We start from the raw sequence: 21,961 nt of genomic DNA, 5'->3' as shown, positions 1-21,961 counted from the left end.
CCCTGCCAAATTAACGTCTCAAAAATACGACGAAGCGCCTTCGCGGTTTGGGGCAATTTCCACTCCGGGAGCCCCTCAATCCGATGAATCTCAACGGCACGCGCCAATAGCGGAGTCCGCCGCCAGCTCAGCTCCTGCGACGTGCTGACGTATGAGAGCCTCACTTCAAGCGGCCCCGGCATTTCCCTATCGCACACCGACCAGACAACCCGTATTAGCCTTCCCCGGATCCAGACCCATCGCGCGCATCGTAGACATCGTCACGCTGTTACCCTGCAAAAGGCCTTGCGACGGGTCTCCCTTCGCCACAGCTTCTTTGATCTGTTGCTCGATGCGTGCCGTCAAATTCGGGTCTCCCGCCATCGACAAGGCCGGGTCTGCCGGTTTGTGAAGCATTCCGTATCCGGCCATCGCCAGCGCTGCCGTGCACACAATTGTGCCGAATGCAATCTTTCCGGGCGTGAGAAATTGCTTCGACTTCTCGTCGCCGGAGGCCGTCTGGAGCATCGCCTGAAATAGTGCCGCCTCGAAGGCTTCGGAGTACTCTGCCTCTGCCCCCTCCCTAGGCTTTTCGATCCGCGCGATCTGCAGGTCCTTCGAGTCCCGTGTGCCAGTCACGCAGAGAGAAACGTTCGAAGGTCCTTCCACCGGCTTGACGAAGATCAACCGGAGATCCTCCGCGTTGGCCGCTTCCGCCTTAACAATCTGGCGCGCTGTTACGCGGTCGCCTTGATCCGCTGTCGCCAAGCGCACGGTGAGCACTACGCCACGACGCTTGCGGACCAACAGGCAATCAAACTCGATCTTCGAGCTGCTATTCGTGCTCATTTCGACATGTCCTTCAAAATGCGAGAGAGAAGTTCGCGGTCATCGATGCTACCGACCATCTGAGGCGCACCATCCGGCGTCTGGAAGAACGCGACGGGAACGCCAGCAGGCCCCGCCGCAGAATTCCGATCGAATGCGGCCCAAAAATAGCCTTCGTTTTGAGCAATGGCATCTGTCGTCTTCTTATCGACTCGCGACGGGGACCTGAAGCCACCCGTCTCGATCCGAGCCATCGCGGCAACCGGGTTTGAATCCTGCATAATGTCGGCCACCATCAGCTTGCCGTCCGCCCCCGGTCCCAAGACCGTTACCGGCAACCACTTGATCGTGCCGCCCTTCTTCACAAACTCACGCGTCATCGAATAGACGTTCTTGCAGTGCGGACAACGCGGATCGAAGAAGATATAGAGCGTGCCAGCGGGCCCAGCTGTGCCTTCCTTCACACCAGGCAAGACATCGATGCCGCGAATCGCGTCTGATACCTTCCCCACCTTTGCTCGAACGGGTCCGTCCATTGGAATGACCCCCGACGGATTCGGTTTGACGACGGCGGCGACTTGCTGCGGCACCTGCGCCGACTTGAGGACCTCGTCGGTCATGAACTGATCAGACAAGTTTTTCCCCGACTTCGCGTCCCAGAGCACGCCCGAAATCATGACGTCGTCGCGAGGTGTGGTGTACATGACGGTTTGCACACCGTTGCGAGAAATGGTCCAAGCGGTGAGCCCCCCTGGCCCACTCTGCCTCTTAAGAACCTGAATCCCATTTGCGGCAAAGTATGCCGGGGCGACGGGCTCCAACTGCTTAGCAACGGGGCGCGACTCTAACGTGGGCTCGGCACGTGCCACAGGCACGCACGCAAAGGGCACCAGCCCGCACAACACCACGAACGCAAAAAAGCGATTGTTCAAAATTGATACCCCTCAATACGATAGTGAAGTCGAAGAAATGACGCCCATTGTTCTGCGAGCGGGCGAATCTTTTCCTGATAAATTTGATTTAATCGCGGCGTCTTAGAGTGGTAGTTCGCCACGCATGTCCAGTAGTCCGCGCGACACTCCTGCAGACGTCGACGCAATAGATACGCGGCGAACGCATAGTTGTAGCAACCGTCAAACATCAACGCTTGCACGAACTGCCCCGCCTCGACACCGGTTTTCGCCGCCTCCCGCACGTGTACGGTGTTTATGCCGGTTCGACCAAGGTCATACGATCCATCCTTGTTCTTAAGCGCCGTGCCTTCCGTTCCGGCTTCGTGTTGGCCTATCGCAAGCAGTACGTCTGCAGGAACATGTTCGCGCACTGCCGCTTGAATGACACATTCGAGCGTCGCGGGTCGATACATCTCCACTTCGAAGTTCATGCCTCGGCCCAGTGCTCGTACAAGCTTCGCTCGCGCTCACTGCACGTCGCCAGATCCAGTAGCGACTTCCGCTCGAAGATTAGAAGGGCGTAAACTTCGGCCATTACGCTCAGGTCCGGTCCCAGCGAGTACTCCACAGGGGGACTTGCCTCGCGACATCGGCGAATAGCCGCCTCAACGTCTTCCATCGTGAGCACATTGGTCATGTCACTCTCCAAGTTCCCCGAAAAAGAACTTGCGCATGAGAAGGCCCCGATACTGATCGCAGACCTTCGCCGTGGGTACTGCGACGCTCTCCATACGAGAGACCATCGTGCGCGAAATCCCCCACTCAATAGCGAGGTCGGACTGGGTCATGCCAACGAGCGAGCGAATTTCGGTAAGCTCCTTGCCCGAAAATGCCACCCCTCCGAACCGACGAAGAACCGCTTCAGCCTTATCGCTCAGCTCCCGACTCATACAATCCAAGCCCCCTTCTTGAACCACTCCTTGAAAGCCCCCGGCGCAAATAGGCGGTCCTCGCGGATCTGCCAAAACCGATAGCTGGCCAAAAATGCACGGACGAGGACAAACATTCCTAACAACGCCGCAGAGCCGAAATACCGGTTGCCATTGAACAAAAGCGCGAGCGACAAGAGGACGCACAGGAGCGAAGCGAACAGGTATATCCGGCTCCACCACTTGTATCGGCGAAGCAACTTCTCACGCACGCCCTGCTCATTAAGCGCGCTCAACGTCTGCCTACGGCGAACGCTGAGCGTCTCGCTCACGGCTTCGCTATCGGTGAATTCGTAGAAGTCGCACATGTTGCAGCCTTGCGCGAAGTAAGTCGTTCCCTCGACCACCTCGGAAAACTCGTAAAGGCGTCCGCGCCCGCAACGAGGGCAGCTGCGTGAGCGCAGTGCGTTCCAATTCCCGCGCACCACGGCAAAACCAGCCTTGATGGGCGTCATGCCCACGACTCCGGCGGCCACCCAAGCCATGCCCCTTCCAGTTGCGCTGAAGAACCCCATGGTCAGCTGCGTGCCGCGAACTGCTTGATCGAAGCGAGAAGCACTTCGTCGTCCGATCGCAATTGCACGCCGTCGACGAAAATCTCCTGAATCGCAAAGTCGACGATCACCTCATAGACGAGGACCGAATCGGTAGATTCCATGCTCGTGAGCCGATCCGTTTCGATGATCGACAAACGCAGTTGCTCCTTTGAAAGTTGCACCTGCGCGACCGCCTCGACAAGCGTTCCATATGCAATCGGCCACTCCGCGCTAAGTCCTGCGGCATCCGAAGCGCAGTCCCAAACCCAAGCGCGCACCTCCTCATTAGGGATGTGCGATGCGTAGTTGCGGATGAACTCCTCAGGGTTAGCAAACGGCATGGACTCTCCTCTATGACGCTCTGATTATATTGATTTTGCAATTTTGATCAAGAAATAACGCAAAAACATACTTTTTTTTGATCTACAAGTAATTTGGCGGATTTGCGGCTGCAGCGCTCTCCAAGTCCTCAATCGTTGCGTCCCAGTCCTCGAGCGTCGCAGGTTCTGGTATCGCCCCGTCTGCATAGGCGGTACGTCGCTCAAGCTCACGCACTGTCTCACGTGCACCAGCTTTAACGCTCAAAGTGTCCTTGCTCGCGCCCAACGCCAGCTCAGCGCTCTCGATCGCTTCCGCGATCAGATCCTCCTCTTCCGTAGGCGCGTCCAATGCAGCACTACCCAAGACCCGGAACGTCAGCGCGCTGACCTGCTGCTTACCGACCAACGCGCCACTGTTATCCCCAGCACTTTGTCCGCCTTCAAATGGCGCGGGTTCAGCGGGTCTGCCAAAATCGTAACCGTCGAGGAAGTCGGTAACCATGGCCTTTGGTGTGGCCATCGCGTCCGCTTGCTGCTCAACCACGGGACTCTGGAACACCTTTGCGTCTGTTTCCGCTGGTTCTTCAACGCCTACGACATCAAGCGCTACTACGGTTTCGATAAGATCGACGGCATCCACCATGACATCGAGCTCGAGCTCCGCCCCCCCAACGCCAACGGCGACATCCGCCACCGGTGACGCCGATTGTGGAGCCGGAACAGCTGCCGAGTCAGCCGTTAAGTCGATCGGGATATCCACGCTCAACGAAAAGTCGTCGTCGCTCGCACCCGGAATTTCTGTCGTCTGCGCTACGTCTTCGACGCGCTCCCCGCTTGGCACTTCCGGGCTGCTTACGGGCGATGCGGTCGGCGCCACGCCCGCCGACACTTGACCTCCGCCCGCTTCCTTGAGTACCTGCCCCTCTCTTTCGCGTGACACAAACGCGGCACGCCAGGCTTCAAATAGGCTCACACCGTGAGCCTTGCGGGCGGCCCGCACGTACACCGCCAGCTTCCTGAATATGTCGTTCGCTGGGAGAGGCTCCAGGGCGTTATTCGGGTAGATCTTTGCAAGCGATCCGTCGACCATCATCTGTGTGACGATCTTCTCCAGCGCTTCGATACGCTCGCTGTCCTCTTCACCGCCTGCCGACATCGGCGGCTTCACCTTCAGGAAGTGATTCAGTCGAATCTCGGTCGGTGCGTCCTTCGGATCGACACCCGTGTAGAACGACATGCCACGGATAATGCGAATGCCGCCGCCGCGCTCCGACTTCTTCCCGATAAGGAACGTGAACTCACCGTTCTCCTGTGCACTCAGATCGTCGAACTCAAGACGACTCACACGCGTGGCCTTCACGTCGAGCTTGGCGGACCACTCGAACATCCCTGATTCGTTGTGTTCCTTAGCCCCGTTCTCATAGACCACCGTCTCACCGGCCACCCCTCGCAGGCGGCGCCACGTCTCCGATTCCGAGCCCGACGTAATGCGTCCCACGGCACGCACGTTGGTGTTTTCCCAAGTCGCGTCGGCCTCCTCCTTAGAACTCTTCTGCAAGCTCGAAAAGTCTTGTGCCGCAAAGGTAATGCAGTTGTGCGTAACAATGCCGTGATCGGTCACGTAGCAATGCATGGGATGGTCTACGACAAAGCACCGAGCCTCTTCGACCCCGGCATACGTGACCGACTCCACTGCCGCCCACGTAACGACTCCATCGAGCATGCGTGCGACCTCGACACGGATCCCAGTCTTCACAAGGTGCTCGATCTCACGTGTCGTTAGTACACGATCTTGCTGATGCATGATCCGCACTGGCCAGTGGTGCGTGTATGCAGCACGCACTGACAATCCCGCCTCGACGTTGATCCTTGCCAGCGGCAGAGACGCAAACTCCTTCACCTCCGACACGCGCGCTGCGCGCCCGTCGGGCGAATACACCATCTCACCGACCTGAATGTCGCCCATCCGCTTCTCGCGGCCGTCCGCCATTCTCACCATGGCGTCCAATGGTTGCGGGAAGCCCAAGCTCCGAGCCTGGGCGGGGGCCACAGCGAAACCCAGTACAGCGTAATAACCATACTCATCAAGCACCACGTAGAACGGCACAGATGCATTCGTCGGGCGCGCCTCGACAATCTCACGTACGGAGCCCTCCACGCGGTTGCCAAGGCAACCGGCCATCATCTGCTTGATGGAGCCCACGATCAGCTTGCCGAGCATCCGAAGTGAGTCTGGCGCCCGCTCCAGGGCGGGAAGCAGTACCGCCAAGATTCGCCGGTTGATCACCACGTCGTACATATCAACCTCCCCGAGGGAGGTCTTGAAGATGTATCCGTACGTGAAACTCAAATCGCCGAAGAGGCGCGTGAGCTGCATGGTGATGAAGCCGTGCTGCTCAAGCGTCTTTTGCTCCTGAGCACCTTTCTTGTCTTTCGAATAACCGGGTAGGGTCAGGATGAACGCTTTAAGCGGTTCAAGTACTTCGCCGAACAGCTCGTCTTGGATCACAACCTCTTTGTCGTCGATCACAATCTTTCTGTCCCACACCACGCGCTCGACGACTGGCAGCTCGAAGAACTCGATAAACGTTGTGGAGTCTAGAAGGATGTAGCCGCGATCTCGTAAGAAGCAAAGGACACGCGTGAGGCCTGCGACGAACGCGATCGCACGCCCCTTCCACATGTCTCCCCCGCCGCCCGAGTCATCCATCAGCGAGACAATCAGCTCGATGAGCATCCCCGACGAACCGAGTGCGAACGGGTTCATCGTGTTCGTCGTGCGATCTACCTGCTTGTCCAGGAAGTCTCGGCCGGAAGTCAGGAAGTTGATAAGCAACAGGTCGTATTCACGTCCAAGGTACCGGGCAAGCCGGAACACGTTGTTCCAAAGCGATACGTCACCCTTACCATCGGTATAGATGAAGCCGGAATTCTGAACAAGCGCGTTGTAGACGAGGCCAAGCAGAAGCTCAGTCTTACCGCTGCCGGTTGTCCCCAGCACCAGCATGTGAGTGCGCAGATCTGAATCCGAGCTCCAGATCTCCAGCTTCGTGCTTCGCTCCTTTCCCAGGAAGGTAATCCCTGCGCCCAATTTGGGAGTAACGTACGACGCGTCGAAGCGTTTCGCCGCCTTTGGGACGCGAAACGGAAAGCTGTACGCCCGGAATTTGCCCTTGATTTGGTTAGTGCCCGCGTAAGTCCGCTTCGGGTCGGTATGTCCCGGGTCGACAAAAAGCCAATAGAAGCCCCAGATCCCCAGAAGGACGATTTCTCCGGAGAACGGCAGGAACACCGTGATTACACCGATCGCCTGCATCCACAGCATCGCCGTAACAACGCCGTCCGTCGTGCGAAACGCCGTCCCCAAGCGCGACAGAGTCGGCCGTGTGTCCGGCCGGATCTCGTTACTGTGAAGCTCCTGCGTCTGCTCAACGCCTCGATATTTGACCTCAGCCATGCGACGACCCGATCAGCACGTCAGCGCGCTACGCGCGGCGGCATCGTGCTTCCACTCCGCAATGAGCTTTTTCGCCAGCTCCTCAATGATCGACGCTTCAGCGTCCTCTTTGAGGAAACCCTCGCCGCGTTCGTGCTTCGACTTTTCTGTCTCGGCCCGCACGTACTGTCGACACGTCCCTCCCGGAAAGGCCTTCTTGAGCACCGCACGAGCTGCTCTGCCAGGCATCGCGTCGTAAAGCAGAGACCGCAAGCGCCGGTCTTCTCCTGTCGTGGACAATGCCCAAAGCTCGATCCCACCGCTCGATGCGGTGAATAGTTGGGACATATCGCCTTCTTTGGTTTTGATTTTTCCAAGGAATGTGGCGCCCACCCCCGGCACTGGTCCACTCACGTAAGCTTTGAGAGCGGCAACTTCGACTCCAGTGAGCCCAAACACTTCCGTGATCGTCTTGCGCGTTGTCTCATTGCCCTGATCCATAATGAGGATCGTCGTCGCGATGCTTGCGAGCTCCCGGAAGTCCTCGGGAAGCTGGCTCGCCAGCATGATTTCCAACACCCACTTTCGGGACTCCCGCCCGTAGATGAGAAAGGATTCGCGAAGATTGGGGTTGTCGCCCGTCCTGTGGTACTCGTCGACGAACAACCGCTTTTTATCCTCAGCCAGCTCGTCAACGCGGCGGGCATGGTACTTCCGATAGCGACTCGGCATGTTCTCGTCTTCAAGATCCTCCTTGATGATCGAGATCTTTCGCATGATGCAGTTCAGCGCCACCATATACATCAATGCGGCCTTCTTCTTCGCACCTTCCGTGCCTTGAGGCACAACGTCTTGAAGATCAAGCGCCATGATGCGTGACTCTCGAACGTCGAAGCGCGTAATACCCTTGCAGATCGGGTAGTCCGCCATCGCCGCGCTCACCATCAGCTTGAACTCTTCGATCACGTTCATGCCGTTGTCCTGCGCGGGCGCAAATTCCGACTCCAAGTTGCGGTCCGACGCCGCCGCCAACATCGTTGAAAGATCGGGCACGGCGTAGCGTTGAGCAACGGATGCTTCGTAGATCAGGCCCTTGTCAAAGAGCGCGTCCACGACCTCCCACCAAGTCGTGGCCTCACTGCATTCAATTGCGGCGTCATTGACGGCCTTCGTGACCAGGGGATCGATGTTCGGGACGTACTTCTTCGGTTGTGCTCGATCGTCCTTGTCCGCGCATTTGCGAAACGCGACGTCAATTACCCGACCCGCAAATTCATGCATGAAAGCATGCGCTTTCTTGCGCGTCGCGGGTGTCGCGAGCTCGACGAGGAAGTTCACCATCGCCTCGCGTGCGCGAGGAATCGGGAAGCGCATGCCCAGCTCGGTGTCAAACTGGTTAATGCCGTCACTTTCCCGGTTCTGCAAGCGCTTATAAACCACCAAGTGCTTCAAGTGATCCGGGAGAGAATCCTGCACGAGCGCCGTGTACCCGGACGACGAGACACCGATGTCGATGATGCCGATATATGGCAGACGCATCGCTCCGGGCATCAGGGACATCTCGAGATTCAGGCGGTTCATCGTGACCGATTTGCCTGATCCCGGACCGCCAAAGGCCAACGTGATCCACGTTGCCTGGTCAGGCGAGAAGATCTCGAAGTTCAATGCCTTCCCGTCAAGTGACCGAAAGATCGTCCATCCTCCCGAAAACGGACTCGCGGGCCGAGTGAGCGGGAACATGTATAGCGCGTCGTGAAGCGGGGGAGCCGCTTCAGGCGCGGGGTTCTCAAGGCGGAGCCCCGGTACTGCGCCGAGTAGCACATCCAGCCCGTCGCCTCGCTCCTCTTCTGGCACGATATTTCCCCAACCCTCGAAGGCGCGAACCATCTTTGATCGGCGCATCATGAGCTTTCGCTCTTCACCGTAACCCGCCCAGGTCATCATCGTGACCTGCAGCTTGGCGACCGATTGATTGCTGCCGTCGCGGTAACGTTCAAGCGATCGAACCGCGTCCGCAAAGCGACGGTTATGCTGCGAAAGGCGGCCGATGAGCGTCGCGAAGACTTTGCGTAGTTGCAGGCTTGTCAGGCCATCGCCGCATACGTCATAGGTGATCGCCCAAGGAATCTGCGATTCACTGCCGTCGTCGTTTTTCACCGTTGCACGATTCATTGATCGAAACAGGTCCGAAAACGGCTTCGGACGGTTCGGTCCCAGCTTCATGACCACAGGCGCAAATATCCGGTCCCCGATCCGAACGGCTTTCGTGTCAGAGATACCGCCTTCATTCTTCTTGTTCCCAAGATTGGCGCCGCAGTTGAATAACTGATCATCGAGACGCGGGTACATCAGTTCGCTCGCATCTCCGGTCTTGGTATTGTTCTTCCAGCGCACGAGTACGGGATCGCCGCGAAGCACCGGCCGCCAATTCGGCGGAGTCGTGCGATACAGGAACCGCTTCTGATCGCACAGAGCTTGGTGGATTGGGACACGCTCGACGGAACACTTGAGCTGCGTGAGGATTTCGATAACCTTTGAAACGAACGATTCGTGACGATCGACCAAGAATCGATTCGGCCTGGTCACGTCCTGCGCGCTACGCAGACCTGGCATCGGATTGCGCGACAAGAACTCCCGCACCTCCTCCCGAGCGATGTGGACCTCCGTCGGATCCAACAACGACGGACGGGTCCACAGAACGAAGTAAACGCGTTCATCCATACACAGCACACGATGCACATCCCGCTTCTCATCCAGGATGTCGGTGATATCCATCTGCATCGTCTCTGCGGCCTCGTACATCGGCTGAAGCCGACGCATAATGTCGTCAATCGAATCATCATCGCGCATGAACACCGCCTGCATGCGGTGACCGCGACCTGAAAAGAAGTGCTCCAGGTTATCGCCGAGGTCGTTCACCAGCCTGTCGAAGTCGGCTTTTCCGAGCAAACTGCGAAAGCCCTTGTAGCTCACGATCGTCGCCATGGAGGCGTCTTTGAAGACAATGGAGTCGTCCACCGTCGTCTCCATATCGCAGTAATCGTTGATATGCCCCTTCAATGCACTGAGAAGCAGAGTAGCGACCGAGTCGACCGTGTTCGCGATTGCAGCTGTGAAGCCCATTGAACCACCTCAGGAATTTTCTAGATCTTTCTTGAGCTTTTGCAGCGCCTGCATCTGCAGAGGCCGCTCTCGCACAAACGTGATTTCGTCCAGTCGCATAAGCAACGCTGCGGATCCACGGCGCCGAATCGCCACCTCTGCACGCTTGAGCTTTAATTGATTCTCCGTCGGAGCATTCGGATCGATGTCGAGCTCCACGTCATTCATCTGCATTTAGGCGAACCTCCGTCCTGATCTCTGCATACGTCGCTGCCGGAACGTCAAGCCCGCGCTCGTTGGCGCACTCGACCATGCTCTGCGTGGCACCGGGCGGGTAGTACGCTGTGACGCACCCGAATCCATACGAAAAGACGTCGAAACCAAGGCGCTGAAGCGTGACTGCCTCTACGAACATCGCCAGCCGATCCATCGCTCGATACCAAACGGCGCGAGGTGGAAAGAACTTTTTATTGGTCGCTGTGGTACGGGGGCTAGCCATAGCCACCCAGAAATTTTCAGCAACCAATCCCAGCGAATATGACGAGAGCGAGAAATCGCCGTAGTCAGGAAACTCGTCGAGTTCCTTTTGATGCTCGAACCCCGCTTCACAGACGAACGCCCCGATGACTTCCACATCGCAGAACTGCGACAGCATTAGGAGCTCGGGCTGGCACACCCAGGAGCGCTCCATCGAGGTTCCACTGTTGTAGCTGAGTAGCGCCCCAACCTCGCCGCGACGCGGCTTGACGATCACATTCGCCAGAACTGGCAGCTCGCTTCCGAGGCACCACTCAATACGTGCGGCGTTCGAATCCGGCAGCTTTGCTCCATGGACATAGACCCACTGAAACTCGCTGGGCACCGGCGTCGTCAGAATCTCCAATGCGTGCGTGTAACGAGGTTTTCTGAGCACGACCTTTTTCAGATCCCGGGGAAACTTCTTAAGCACGGTCGTGTAGGTCTGGTACGCATGCCCAAGCGCCGTATTGATGTCGTCGGGGATCACATTCTTGTTCGTTGTCCTGGCCGCAATAAGGTCGGCCAGGCCCTTTGTCGAAATACCGTTCGTTCGTAGATCGACGCGAAGCGTACGTGTGGCCACGTGCATGACGCGACCGAATAGCGCCGAGAGAAGCTCGGCACTCTTATCCGTCGACATCTGCTCGGCACCCGCGCCGATCTCTTCAGCGATTGCCTTAAGCTCTGTGCGCAAGAACCCCGAGAAGTAAAAGTTCGGATTGCGCCCCAAGCCGTTCTCGTTAAAATCCACAAACCCGAAGTTGGTCAGCCATTTCACGTTCGATTCGAGCTCCGTGACGGAGGCAATTCTTCGTGCCGGTCCGCCATCTATGGACACAAACGCCCCCGAGGCCGAGCGCTTCTTCTTTTGTGACGACAGCCCGCGCACCTCATCGTCAAACAAGACAACTCCGTATCTCATTTACCCCTCCTAGGCGCCTATCCGCTTCTCGACTTCGCCCAGCGACTGTCCGACCGATACGATTAAGTCGCGGAACACCTCCTCAGGCAGGATCTTTGTCCACGATGGCACCGGCAAGACCGCATTTGCCTCGTCACGCCAGTGCGCAACACGACTTTCGAACCGCACCTTGCTCGGCATCAGCCTCAATCCACCGAGGGCCTCTTCTCGCTTTGCGTACGCGTCATCTGATACCGCCATCAACGCATTGGCGAACAGCGCGGGGCTGAAATCGCTGTTCTTCGGCTCGATCCCGCCAAATCGGTCCTTGTTGGCCTTGATATAGGCGCTCATGCGCAGCAGAAGCGGCGTTCGCCGCAGCTGGATCTTCCCTTTCACTTCGACAACCAATTCCCGAATGCGCAGGAAATACTCTTTCTCTGCGTCATCCGCGAACACATGCTTCTTTGATTCGTACAAGTCGTACGTCGACTCGATTACCCAAATCAACAAAGCGAGCTGGTTAATTTCCGCCTGCTGGAGCTCCGGCAGGTACACCATCTCGCCGCCGTCACGCATCGACGCCATGCCCAGATGAAACACCTGGTGGCACAGCGGACAAGCGCAGAAGAGGTTGTCCCGAGCATTGTTGGTGTGGTCGTCGTCGCCGTGGTGAACCTCTTGGAATTTGGAGGAGACGAAGGTGCAGAACTCGCACGCGTTACCCGACGCTTCAAGCACCGGTTGACGCAGTGCTTGGAACTGCTTGTCTGCATCGTCTCCCGCGTGGTCATTCATCCGCCAAACCGTGCGTTTGGCGGACAACACGAGCTTTGGTACGAGCCTCTTAAGCATGTGTGAGCCGACTTACGCGGATTGAGCCGTGACGCTATTGCGCAGCACGCCGACGATGAACGGCACAGCGGTCAGGCATGAGCCCACGACGATGCCGATAATCGCGGTTTTCGGCGGTTCCCGATTGCCCTTGTTGGCGTCGTAGATACCCTTGATGCTCAACGCAAGCGTCACGATGCCAATGAGGGCCACCGCGATCAGGAAGAGGTTCAGGCCCGATTGAAAGTAGGTGGAAAGTTTGTTGAACCAGCCGGTGATGTCCATCGAACCGGCACCGCTGGTGCCGGAAATGTTGTTCAGTTGCAGGCTCGAGTCCGCCCGTGCTTCTACCTGGCTCAGTGCGAGCGTAGCAAGCAGCACCTTGTTGACGATGGACGATTTCAATTTTTTCAAGTTCATAGGTTCGACTCCTCGTGAAGCGATTTAAAACAGCAAGAAATTCATGACGTTTAGCCCAGTCAGCTTGGCCATGACGTCAAGGACCTGCGGCAAGTAGATGAGGCAAACTCCGGCGATCATCCACACGGCCGGGGCACGCCACGTCATTTGGTTTTGGCCGGACTTCGCCGCATTGAGCGATATCCACCCGTGTCCGAAAGAGATGTACCCAGCGATGGCGAACAGATTGAAGATCGCCTCGAGAATGGCCTTTTGCAGCGCGCTCGCGCCACCTGGCGCATACGTAAGCGGACCGTTTTGCTCGCCAGTTCCGAAAAGCGAGTTCCCGAACACGCCGAGCGTGAACGGCAATGCCGTGAGAATCGCTCCGATGCCAATACGCCAGATCAGCCCACCCGACGACTTGTGCGCGTAACCGCCACTGGAGTACGTCCCGTACTGATTGAGGTCGTAGAAGCCCTTGATCCCGGACGAAATGAACACGACGCCTACGAAAACAAAGATGACGTTGATCAGTGAAACGATTGCGGGGGACGCATTGCCCAAGATCAGGACGATGCGAATCAGCCCTGCATCGGTGTTCGAGTCCATCTATGCTCCCTGTCCGATTACTCGTTGCCGGAGGCTTCGCCACCGATGAACTCGGCGCCACGTTTGCCCTTCAGCCATACGCGCTTCTGTTTGGCGTCGACCATTACGACTTGACGGCCATCGTCCAACACGTCACCGGCGACAACGGACGCGCCCCCATTTACATCACTGGCTCCCCTCTTAGTGATAAATGCGCGATCCCCGATCATTCCGGACAAGACATAGCCCGTGTCTTCGGTCGCGGCATCGCGCTTGGTCTGCACGCCGGTCGCTTTCGGACGCTGTGCGGACGCAACGTGCTTCTGCGCAGGGGCTTTCACTTTCGACTGACTTGCTTGCGCATCGCCAGCGTCCGCTGCCTTCGGCTTTTCAGCAGCCACAGCGTGTGTCTGCGCCTGCGGCGCCGCACTCTTGTCTTCGAGCTTGGCTCGCAGACTCTGCACCTGCACGGTCAGTTGAGCGAGCTTGTCGAGCACTTCCTGGTTCGTCGGGCCTGCGCTCGGCGTGGCAACCGTCGATGCAGCCATCGGTTGATTCGGGTTCTGTGCCGCCACCACCGCGTTCGACGAGTCCGTTGCGCCCGTCGCTTGCTGGCTTCGTGCCGTTTGTGTAACCGTAGTCAGAGCACCAGCGCCCGCTTGCATCATTGGCCCCGGCACCATTGCACCGGCTTGCTGAACGACACCTACCGGCGTCGCCATTCCCGCTGGTGTTGCAGGCGTGGCCGCCGCCGCCCCCGCTTGGCCGCTAACCATCTGCGGTTGCAGTTGCAGTTGCGGTTGCGGTTGCGGTACCGGCATCGGTTGCAGCTGCGGCTGTGCCATCTGTTGAGCGCCAGTCTGTTGCGGCGTCATCCCCTGCCCGTGTGGAGAAACCATTACCGGCGCAGGTTGCGGGACAGCCGCAATCGCAGGCTGCGGAATGGCACTGTCGAACTGATTTGTCGGTGCTGGGGTTGCCGTCATCCGCAGACCGAAATACGCCACTACCGTGATGACCACCATGCCGCCCAGCGTCCCGCCCACGACCTTGAGAATCGGGAATGGCTTCCGAACGCTCTCGCGCGCGGCACCCGTCATCGGCTCTGGACGATCGTCCTCCTCAAAGTCGAGGGTCGGAATTGGGTCCATCGGCTTGTTATCGCTCACCGTTCTTCTCCAGAATTTTGAAAATTGATAGTGTTTGTGTCACAAACATTAATTTTTTTGCACCGTCACATCCTGAAGTAAAACGATGCCCACTTCTTTGCCCGGATAAATCTTGATCGTGGTCTTCAATGAGTCGGAGCGCTTTTGAATGTAGTCTCCCAGCGCCTGACCAACACCGCCTGCGGCGTTGCCGCCAATCTGTGCGAGATCCGGTCGCGTCACGGAAATGCTTGTCGTGCTGACGTTCCCGACCGTCTGCGTGTTGGATGTACCGGGAACAATCTGCATCGCGTTACCGACACCCTTCAGTAAGCCCGCAAGAAGCGTTCCTCCAAACTTCGTGAAACCATGCGTAGAGACCTCATCTTGAATCCCCGCCTCCAGCGTCTCGTTGTCGAACGCTATCGCGTCTACGGGTAGCGTTCCGTACTTGGGGAAATTTGCGGCCGAGAATGTCACCGTGAATCCCGGATCCGCCACGCCCTCTGCAGACGGCTCCGCTTTACCCTTGAATACAGCCTGATCAGCCGCGCCTCCATAGCAAGTCGCAAAGACGTCTTTTCTGACCAGATCCGAATTGGAGCCGAACTTCAACTTGCAGTAAAAACCAACGCCCATTTCGAGGCCCTTGATCTTCACGTCGTTCCTATTGGGGCTCGTATCAGACGCGACGGTGCTTTGCACACCGTTCGGCATGGCCGGAGCGGCTCCAGCTTGAACGCCCTTCGCTCCGACGGTCGCCTCCTGCTTAGGCGTGGAGGGGTAGTAGCCTGTCGTAAACGCCTTAGCGGAGGCCGATGTTTGCCCCTGTCCCTTGTCCCCGCGATCCCCGCGAACGCCGAGGATGTAATCAAGCTGGCTTGACACGTCTCCGTTGTCTTTTTTCAGTCCGTCAGCGATAGCCTTTACGTTCACGGCGGGTTTCGGTTCCACAACGGCCGCCGTCGCCGCGCTCGCGAGCACATTGATTTGAGCTTGCTGAGCGGCTTGCAATTGGTCCTGGGGCGTGGGCGCCTTTGCGGGTTGGCCCGCACCGAAGCCTCCCCATGCCGAGTCGTTACTCGGCGCCGTGGGCTTGCTTGCCATCAAGACCGGTGGCGCAGTGTACGGCTGACCGCTTTTGGCGGCTTGCTGCGCTTCTTGTGCGCTACGCTGTCGCCTGAGTTCGGCCTCTTGCTCTGAGGTGACCATCTGATCACCTTGCATTCCGCCGACATTGGTGGGTGCAGCATTGGGCAATGCGGTGGGTTGTTGCACCGGGCTACTGACGAAGAACCCCTTCAATCCGAGCACCGCCAGTCCCAAAAGTACTGAGCCAACCACGATGGCCGAAACACGACCCTTTCCTTGGCCAAACACAGCCGACAGGTTCGCGCGCTTTATGGCCTTAAGCTGCTGGTCCTGCTCAGCCTTTCGATCCGGATCGAACTCAGTGGTGTTGTCTGCAGACATAGTCAATTGCCGGTGATAAGAAGCGAAGTGGGCGTGCCGTTCACGCTTGCGAGCAACGAAGGGACGAAATGCGGGTACTTGTAGACCGCCACGCCCTCGGCACTTCCGACGCGATCCGTGAACGCGGGCGACAGAATCGGCAACCGAGTGCGCACGTACAGCGCGCCGTTGAGCGTCCAGCCTTCGGCGGCACCACCTGCAATCTTCACGGCTATAGAGCCCTTCGGCGGAATGCCACTTAGAAAGTCCCCCATCGAATTATCGAAAGCAGGCAAGCTCTGCATCGCGATCAGTTGCGGCGGCGCCGACGGATTCCGGCCCTCCACACGTAGATCCGTAGCCATATCAATTGCATTCCCGATACCGGTCTTCAAGACGAAAATTACCGGAGTCGGCAAGCCTTCAAGTCGAATCACTACGTTGCCCGACGCAAAGGGGTCTTTTGCCTGCAAGGTGACGATGTTCGTCGCTTCGGCCGCACCTGAGGTGCCACCGCCAGTTCCGCCGCCGCATGACCGGCCATCATCGAACAGATTGCAATCGAGCGAGACCGATTTCACGTTCCACGCATTACCGTGGGTATCGGCAAAGATGATGGTCGAGAGCATTCCCTGCCACATCTGAATCGTCTCGGGCTTCTTTGCAACTTCGGGTCGCCAGACGATGGAGCGAGATCTCGGCTCGGCCACCATGTTCGCTGGGTACGGCGAACTGGCGGCTTTACGGCTAGCCGCAGCAGTACGCTTTACCGACTCGATCTGACCCGGCGTGAGAATTCGAGCTCGTTTGTCTTCAACGAGACGATCGACGATTTCTTTTGTTATCGGAATCGGTGGCGCGGCGTCGTCCATGTCGGGAGGAATAACGGGCGGAGGCACGGGCGCTTTTGCTTGCGGTGCCGCCTGAGTCCCGTTTTGCGGTGCCTGCTGCGCGAAGCTCGTGGCACTCACAATTCCGAAGGCCATGATCAAACCGATATGAAAGAGTCTTTTCATGTTGCTTCCCTCAGCGTCCAGCGCTCACAAGATCCATCCACTGAACGCCAATGCCACGCGTTGCGCTCGGCACCTTTGCCGGGTCCGCTTGGCTGACAGTCACAACGGCCATAGCGTGATCCTCGTGGGTTTGACGTCCCGACGAATAGGTGAACGTGATCGGAACGCGCACCTTCCACGAGTAGACCCCGCCGATTAGCCCTCGCTGCGCGATGGCCGGTGGATAGCTTGGAGTTCCAGTGGCGACTACTACGAAACGGCTATCGATCACCTGGCTCAAGAACGATGACTTGTTGAACGACTCGACAAACTTCGGCGTGAACTCAGGAAGCAGATACGCGTTCGCTGCAATCGCGAGTGTCTTATTGAAGTTCGCGTAGTCCATCGAATAGATGTTGACCACAGCCTCCTTCGCAAAGTCCTTCACAGTCGCGTCCGTCACCATCGGCTTGTCGAGGGTCCCAATACCGCAGATGGCGGCCGCGTTCTGAGTCGCCGTGAATTTCGCCTGAGGGAAATGTTTGAATTGAAGCCAAAGCAGGAACAAGATGATCGTCGACAACACCGAGATGACGATGAGATATCGAGCAGCGTGAACCCCCTCGCGTGTCTTAGCGACTTTTCGCATCTCATTGTTCTCGTGCGCGAGATTGACGATGCTCTCAGCGGAGATCCCTGTCTTTTGGGCGCCCCTCTGCTTGTCTGCCTCAAGGGACGGTGCCTGCTTCGTATCACTCATTTGCGCGACTCGTTATACGTATGGACTTCACAGGAAAATGCGGTGCCGTTCGACGCGAAGAGACGTACGAACGTCGTGTTGAATGCCAGCAGTAAGGCGAGCACAACGATTGCGACCAGCTGGGCGTAGATCACATAGCTGCACCAATCCGCGCTTTTTCGCATCACCCGACCGAGAATCTTCACAACGCGAGGTGAGACGTTCTTTCGCGGGCGGCCCCACGTTGTAGGTTGCTTCGGTTTGGCGCGAGGAGAAAGCGGGGCGCCCGGATTTTTGACCGGCTCGCTCATCGGGCACCTCGGAGGAGTGCACGGAAGTCACGCTGGATTGGCTCGGCCTTGATCACCGCCTTGACGTGATACGCGAGCAATTCGGATTCGTCGGCAAAGACGACGTCGGCAACAACACACCTCCACTCCGCCGGATCCAAACTCAAGAAACGCTCGTGCCCCACGCGGCGCGTCGCAGTGTAGAGGACACGTTGCAGCCAACCGTCTGCGATCTTCTGATCGGAGGGTGGTGCGGCGAGGAAGATGCGTGCGAGTTGAGCAATCGCGGCAAACACATCCCCGGATGCCTGCATTTCCGCTCGTAACGCAGCTGCGGCCAGGAGCATCCGCACGTCACTCGGCGCGGGGCACTCAACATGCTCCGCCACCAGCGTTTCGGCGGCAGACCGTGCCGCGTCTTCCCGGAGCGCTTCTGGCAGCTTCGCAAGCAACCCCCCCAAGTACAACGACGCCGCAAGTTGCGGTTTGATCGGACTGTCGGAAGAGTCGAACAAGGCGGATACCTGCTCCAGAAACCTGTGCTTGTAGAACGCCTTGCACTGCAACACGCGCAACACGGTATGTGCGCCCGCAGTGGTTGACGCAACACCGGGAGCATTGCCTTTCATATCACCCCCTATCGAATATCGCGTATTTTCGATTCGAGTTGCGGGGAAGTCAACTTAAAACGAATAAAAACATATATTTTTTTACCACCGTTTGCGATTTGTTTCGTTCTCCGTGCGGGTATTCCACGCTCTAAGGTGGAAATTCAGAGACTGCCTATGAATGCCCTCCGCCACTGCCAAAACGGGCAGAAGGTTCCATCCATTTCCGAGTTCGTTTTCACTTATCCAAAGTGGCTGGTTTGGAGAGGTTTTCATACTCGAAAACGAACCCAGGCACACACAAGCGGGCGTTTTAAGAATCTGGTGAAAGCTAGTGTTTACGTTGTGTAAACCTATTGTTCCGGATGGCCATCTTTCAAAAATCGCGGTAAATCATGGGGTTAGTAGCATGCCAAAGCTTCCCTATTCCGACTTGGGCACTTACCGAATCCGAGTCAAGCACTTAGTGTTTCCGAGTTCAGCACTTACCCCGTCCGAGTTCAGCACTTAGCCTTTCCGAGCCAAGCACTTAGCGTTTCCGAGTTCAGCACTTAAGTTTCCGAGTCAAGCACTTCCCCGATTCCGAGTTCGGCACTTACTCGGGTCTCAAGTAACCGCATTCATTCTCGCCAAGCGGTTTGGGGTCCGTAAATCTCGCGGCCCGGGTCCAAGCTTTGCTCGGTAGGAAGTTCACGGCACAAGCGATCACAGCGGCGGAGCTCAACCTCGACACCAGACGCGCTATGTGTATGGGGATATGTGGCAGACATATCGCTATGGCCGCCGAGCACTTCCGAGTTCAGCACTTAAATAGTGAGGATCCGCTGCGTGTTGGATTTGGCGTTTGCGAGTGGCTAGATGGGTGCGCCGAATGTTGGCGGAGATGCCTTCCGGGAGGCTGGTGCTCGATTTTGCTGCTTACAGAGCATCCTTACCTTGAAGGAGATTCTAGTTTTCGGCCGAAATCACCCGCCGTGACTGGATTGCAACGAACGAAAGAGGTGAAAAGTTAACTTGCTGTTTACCGGATCGACCATTATTCTCCGGGTTAGCTAGATATTTCCGGAAAACCCGGAAAATTTCAAACAACTTGGATGACCCCGTGACCGCAAACGACCTGCTGATCTCCAAGGTACCTGAGATTGATCAATCGGTGTCCATTGCGGACATCCGAGATGACATCGCAGCACGTGCCTTGAATATGCTTGAGCTCGTACGTTCGACAATGCTGGAGCCGTACCCGCGCAAGCACCCCCCCACCTTTACTGCTTCGAACATCGCGACGATGTGCGGATTCGATAAGCAGCGCATGAAGTACCTGACGACTAAGCACAATCTGCCGACGGGTACGCAAACTGGCGTTGGTCGGGCGAAACTCTTTTCGCTGGAAGAAGCGCTTACGTGGATCAAGGCCACCACAAACCGGGCGCAGCGTCGTGCAGGCGTGCGCGGACGCGTCGTCGCTTTCGCCAATTTCAAGGGCGGGGTCGCTAAGACGTCCACGTCGGTGAGCGTAGCACAGAAATTGACCCTTTTCGGGCGCAAGGTTCTATTGATCGATGGCGATCCGCAGGGCTCTGCTACCCAGCTGTGTGGGTACGCCCCGGACGCGGAGATCTCCGACAGCGACACGCTGCTACCGCTCATCTACGGTGACGAGTCAGATCTTCGTTACGCGGTACGCGAGACATACTGGAAGAACCTCGATCTCATACCAGCGTGTAATGCACTTCAGGACGCCGAGTATGCGATTCCTTCGCACATCCTCGGCGATACTCGTTTCGAATTCTGGAACATTATCAAGTACGGGCTTGAGCCTTTGCTCGAAGAGTATGACGTCGTCGTGATCGACACCCCCCCGGCCCTTTCCTACCTGACGACCAACGTACTGATGGCTGCCGATGCAATCATCATGCCTTTGCCGCCAGAAGCCCTAGACTTCGCAAGCTCCACCCAGTTCTGGCAAATGTTTGCCGAGGTCGCCGGTCGGTTGCCGCACGCCGAAGACAAGCGGTACGACTTCGTCAACATCTTCATGACAAAGGTCCGTCCGTTCGAAGCCTCGAAGGGTGTACAAGGCTGGATTCGTAAAGCTTACGGAGATCGGGTGTTCCCACTGCATGTCCCTGACTCGAAGGTCCAGCACGCAGCATTGGGCGCGCTCTCGACTGTCTACGATCAAAGGCGTCTAGACGTCGACGCCGACGGCGAGACACGGATGACAGGGGAGCAATACGAACGTCTGAAGGCACCGTTGGATGCGCTCTCAGAATTTATTGATGACCAGTTTTCCCGCGTCTGGTCCAGAGAACTGGAGGTTGAAGCATGAGTAAATTACTTGACCGGATGTCGGAGATCGATCCGGATAAGGACAACGACCGCGCAAGCCGTCCGGGTACCGTAGCGCGTAGCGCGCCGGGTCGGATGTTTGAGTTGACGAACCGAATCAACCAAGCCGAGGACAAGGCGATCGCTGCAGAAGCTGAGACCGCTAAAGTAAGGTCCGAACTCGAGGCAGCGTTGCGCCAACTCGAGACGCTGCAGCAAAACAGTAGCGCTGCGGGCGCACTGTGGGTCGAGATCGACACGCTCGTTGAGGTACCCGGTCGTCGTCGCAAGCTCTCGCCTTCCGAGTATCAGGAACTGACCGCCAACCTCGAAAAAAACGAGTTGATCCACCCGATCGTTTACCGGCCCATTGGTGATGGTCGCAACGAAATCGTCTCGGGCAACAACCGTGTGGCGATTTACCGCGACGAGCTTGGACGCACCAAGATACTCGGAATTCCATACACCGGTACAGCGAAGAGCGCGGAACTTGGCGCCGCGTTTTCAAATTTGCTGGCCCCGTCTCTGCCCGACTACGAGAAATATCGTCAATTCGTCCGCTTGCAAACGGAATCCGGGTATACCCGCGCCGACATCCTTGAAGCTTCCGGCTTGAGCTCATCGCACGTTGCTCGGATTCTGGCATTTGAGAAGCTCCCACAAGAGGCGCTCGAAGCCGTTGCGGACCGTCCGGACCGCATCGGTGGTAACGCAGCAGAGGAATTTGCATCGCTCGCAAACGCAGGTAATGCCGAAGCAGTCATCAAAGCGATCAAGGCGCTGTGCCAGAACGAAGCGCTCACGCAAAAACGCGCTCTTGAAATGGCCCGACCGAAGGCGGCCAAACCGGCATCGCCTGTAGTCCGTTCAGTGATGGTCGGCAAACGCAAACTGTGCGATCTGTCCGTCCGTAGTGGTGTGATTGGCGTGCGCTTCCCTGGCAAGGGCGGTGACGCTGCAGCAGAAGAATGGGTTGCAAAGATCGAGGCGTTTATGCGCTCACAGATAGACGCCGACTGAATCCCGGCTCACACTGCAATTCAACAAAATCAATGACTTAGCACAGGCGCAATC

General features: G+C 57.4%; 21 protein-coding genes. 2 read left to right on the top strand and 19 right to left on the bottom strand.

Translation table 11 applies throughout. The features are described from left to right. Positions 1-186: 186 nt before the first annotated feature. The 19 genes from A9762_RS04460 to A9762_RS04370 form a co-directional block, all read right to left on the bottom strand. Positions 187-828 (bottom strand): hypothetical protein, encoded by a 642-nt coding sequence (locus A9762_RS04460; RefSeq protein WP_069340844.1) that lies wholly within the window; start codon positions 826-828, stop codon positions 187-189. After that, positions 825-1,511, bottom strand: a complete 687-nt coding sequence (locus tag A9762_RS04455; protein ID WP_139133077.1) for a DsbC family protein — start codon at positions 1,509-1,511, stop codon at positions 825-827. The genes A9762_RS04460 and A9762_RS04455 overlap by 4 nt, the downstream gene beginning before the upstream one ends. 224 nt (positions 1,512-1,735) lie before the next feature. Then, entirely contained in the window at positions 1,736-2,191 is a 456-nt protein-coding gene (locus tag A9762_RS04450) for a transglycosylase SLT domain-containing protein (RefSeq protein WP_069340842.1), read from the bottom strand. Next, positions 2,188-2,379: a DUF3717 domain-containing protein gene (locus A9762_RS29375; protein WP_371442437.1), complete on the bottom strand. Its 192-nt coding sequence runs from the start codon at positions 2,377-2,379 to the stop codon at positions 2,188-2,190. The genes A9762_RS04450 and A9762_RS29375 overlap by 4 nt, the downstream gene beginning before the upstream one ends. Before the next feature lie 267 nt (positions 2,380-2,646). Then, positions 2,647-3,144, bottom strand: a complete 498-nt coding sequence (locus A9762_RS04435) for a hypothetical protein (RefSeq protein WP_139133076.1) — start codon at positions 3,142-3,144, stop codon at positions 2,647-2,649. A 62-nt stretch (positions 3,145-3,206) separates the two neighbouring features. Next, complete coding sequence (locus A9762_RS28425) at positions 3,207-3,566, bottom strand: hypothetical protein (protein WP_139133075.1); 360 nt, start codon at positions 3,564-3,566, stop codon at positions 3,207-3,209. Positions 3,567-3,648: 82 nt separating this feature from the next. Continuing rightward, the gene (locus A9762_RS29070; RefSeq protein WP_069340838.1) at positions 3,649-7,002 is read right to left on the bottom strand and encodes a hypothetical protein; all 3,354 of its coding nucleotides are present in this window, start codon (positions 7,000-7,002) and stop codon (positions 3,649-3,651) included. Positions 7,003-7,014: 12 nt separating this feature from the next. Further along, positions 7,015-10,104, bottom strand: a complete 3,090-nt coding sequence (locus tag A9762_RS04425) for an IcmB protein (protein WP_083253623.1) — start codon at positions 10,102-10,104, stop codon at positions 7,015-7,017. 9 nt (positions 10,105-10,113) lie between these two features. Then, on the bottom strand, positions 10,114-10,317 hold the full coding sequence (locus tag A9762_RS04420) for a hypothetical protein (RefSeq protein WP_069340837.1): 204 nt from the start codon (positions 10,315-10,317) through the stop codon (positions 10,114-10,116). Beyond that, complete coding sequence (locus tag A9762_RS04415; RefSeq protein WP_240493444.1) at positions 10,304-11,506, bottom strand: hypothetical protein; 1,203 nt, start codon at positions 11,504-11,506, stop codon at positions 10,304-10,306. Before A9762_RS04415 ends, A9762_RS04420 begins: the two co-directional genes overlap by 14 nt. A gap of 27 nt (positions 11,507-11,533) precedes the next feature. Next, complete coding sequence (locus A9762_RS04410; RefSeq protein WP_240493443.1) at positions 11,534-12,331, bottom strand: HNH endonuclease; 798 nt, start codon at positions 12,329-12,331, stop codon at positions 11,534-11,536. A gap of 39 nt (positions 12,332-12,370) precedes the next feature. Next, positions 12,371-12,757 (bottom strand): hypothetical protein, encoded by a 387-nt coding sequence (locus tag A9762_RS04405; protein ID WP_069340834.1) that lies wholly within the window; start codon positions 12,755-12,757, stop codon positions 12,371-12,373. 24 nt (positions 12,758-12,781) lie between these two features. Beyond that, positions 12,782-13,348 carry a hypothetical protein gene (locus A9762_RS04400; protein WP_069340833.1) on the bottom strand — a complete coding sequence of 189 codons (567 nt, stop codon included), beginning with the start codon at positions 13,346-13,348 and terminating at the stop codon, positions 12,782-12,784. A gap of 17 nt (positions 13,349-13,365) precedes the next feature. Continuing rightward, entirely contained in the window at positions 13,366-14,496 is a 1,131-nt protein-coding gene (locus tag A9762_RS28420) for a hypothetical protein (RefSeq protein ID WP_139133074.1), read from the bottom strand. 48 nt (positions 14,497-14,544) lie between these two features. Continuing rightward, on the bottom strand, positions 14,545-15,948 hold the full coding sequence (locus A9762_RS04390; protein WP_069340831.1) for a DotG/IcmE/VirB10 family protein: 1,404 nt from the start codon (positions 15,946-15,948) through the stop codon (positions 14,545-14,547). 2 nt (positions 15,949-15,950) lie between these two features. Beyond that, positions 15,951-16,943, bottom strand: coding sequence for a DotH/IcmK family type IV secretion protein (locus A9762_RS27965; RefSeq protein WP_083253621.1), 993 nt, complete (start codon positions 16,941-16,943; stop codon positions 15,951-15,953). Positions 16,944-16,953: 10 nt separating this feature from the next. Beyond that, entirely contained in the window at positions 16,954-17,682 is a 729-nt protein-coding gene (locus A9762_RS04380; protein WP_069340829.1) for a DotI/IcmL family type IV secretion protein, read from the bottom strand. After that, positions 17,679-17,972 carry a hypothetical protein gene (locus tag A9762_RS28415; protein ID WP_139133073.1) on the bottom strand — a complete coding sequence of 98 codons (294 nt, stop codon included), beginning with the start codon at positions 17,970-17,972 and terminating at the stop codon, positions 17,679-17,681. Before A9762_RS28415 ends, A9762_RS04380 begins: the two co-directional genes overlap by 4 nt. Then, a complete protein-coding gene (locus tag A9762_RS04370; protein ID WP_069340827.1) occupies positions 17,969-18,580 on the bottom strand; it encodes a hypothetical protein in 612 nt (203 codons plus the stop codon). The genes A9762_RS28415 and A9762_RS04370 overlap by 4 nt, the downstream gene beginning before the upstream one ends. 1,081 nt (positions 18,581-19,661) lie before the next feature. Between A9762_RS04370 and A9762_RS04365 the strand changes: the two genes are divergently transcribed. Both A9762_RS04365 and A9762_RS04360 read left to right on the top strand, forming a co-directional pair. After that, positions 19,662-20,888, top strand: a complete 1,227-nt coding sequence (locus A9762_RS04365; protein ID WP_170836181.1) for a ParA family protein — start codon at positions 19,662-19,664, stop codon at positions 20,886-20,888. After that, positions 20,885-21,907 carry a ParB N-terminal domain-containing protein gene (locus A9762_RS04360; RefSeq protein ID WP_069340826.1) on the top strand — a complete coding sequence of 341 codons (1,023 nt, stop codon included), beginning with the start codon at positions 20,885-20,887 and terminating at the stop codon, positions 21,905-21,907. Before A9762_RS04365 ends, A9762_RS04360 begins: the two co-directional genes overlap by 4 nt. Positions 21,908-21,961 lie beyond the last annotated feature (54 nt).

The sequence above is a fragment of the Pandoraea sp. ISTKB genome (assembly GCF_001721285.1).
Taxonomy (GTDB): Bacteria; Pseudomonadota; Gammaproteobacteria; order Burkholderiales; family Burkholderiaceae; genus Pandoraea; species Pandoraea capi.
The sequence above is the reverse complement of the archived record's forward strand: the minus strand, read 5'-3'. Positions and strand labels throughout refer to the sequence as shown.